Below are 956 nucleotides of genomic sequence, written 5' to 3'. Positions count from 1 at the left end.
ATCTTCGACAAAGGTCATCTTTTCAGCCAGCGGGGTGACATTTCCGGCAACCAGATCGCGGACCGGGTTGCCTTCTTCCAACCCGCTCCAAAAGTCGTATTCCTTTGCGGCGGTGACATAGCGGGCATTGGCAAAGGTCGGTGCGCCATCCGTCATCAGGCCGCCGATGTGATCGGGATGCATGTGGGTGATGACGACCACGTCGATGGCGTCGGGGCTTGTCCCGGCGGCGGCAAGCGCCTTTTGAATGCCGCCCTGGCCCAGGCCGGTATCGAACAGAACCCGCTCGGATCCGGTGTCGATCAGGGTGGGGGTGAAAAAGAACTGCGCCGCATCTGCGGGAATGAAGTTTTCCGCCGAGACGCGGGCGAATTCCTCGTCGCTGACATTTGCGCCAAAGACGTCCTTGGCGCCGTCGCGGGGAAAGCTGCCATCGAGAAGGGTGCTGACCGAAAACCCGCCCAGCTTGAAGGACCGGGCGATGGGCGGTTCGGAAGCGCCAGTTTCAGCGGCCAATGCGGGCCTTGCGGCTGCGGCCAGAGGCAGAGCGGCAGCTGCGCCCAGGGCGGAACGGCGGGTCAGTTTCACGGTCATGGATCAGCCTCCAACAGGTATTTTGACAAACGACATTAGCGCGGCTGCCGGATAAGGCAGTGTGCGCGCGCGCAGAGGGGATGTGCGGCGTCAGAGAAAGCTGTAGAAACGGGACATGGCGAAGGCAAATAACAAAACCGTTCCTACCGGACAGGCGGTCGAGGCGTTTCTGGCGTCGGTGGATCCCGTCGACCGTGCCAGGGATGCGCGACAACTGGACCGGTTGTTTCGCCGGGTCACCGGTTTTGCGCCGGTGATGTGGGGGCCGTCGATCGTGGGGTATGGCCGGTATCATTATGTCTACAAGAGCGGCCGCGAGGGCGACTATCTGGCCACCGGGTTTTCGCCGCGCAAATCCGCCC

Annotated in this window: 1 protein-coding gene and 1 pseudogene; one reads left to right on the top strand and one right to left on the bottom strand. The window is 62.3% G+C overall.

Features of this window, described 5'->3' with window-relative positions; all coding sequences use genetic code 11:
* Window positions 1-594, bottom strand: a 594-nt coding sequence (locus AC2FNB_RS21345) for an MBL fold metallo-hydrolase (protein ID WP_496748722.1), incomplete at its 3' end; no start/stop codon positions are given.
* Window positions 595-709: 115 nt separating this feature from the next.
* Here AC2FNB_RS21345 and AC2FNB_RS21340 point away from each other — a divergent pair.
* Window positions 710-956, top strand: a pseudogene (locus tag AC2FNB_RS21340) (DUF1801 domain-containing protein); the annotation flags it as partial.

The organism is Ruegeria sp. BHSB058 (assembly GCF_059613285.1).
This window is presented reverse-complemented; position numbering and strand designations above follow the sequence as displayed.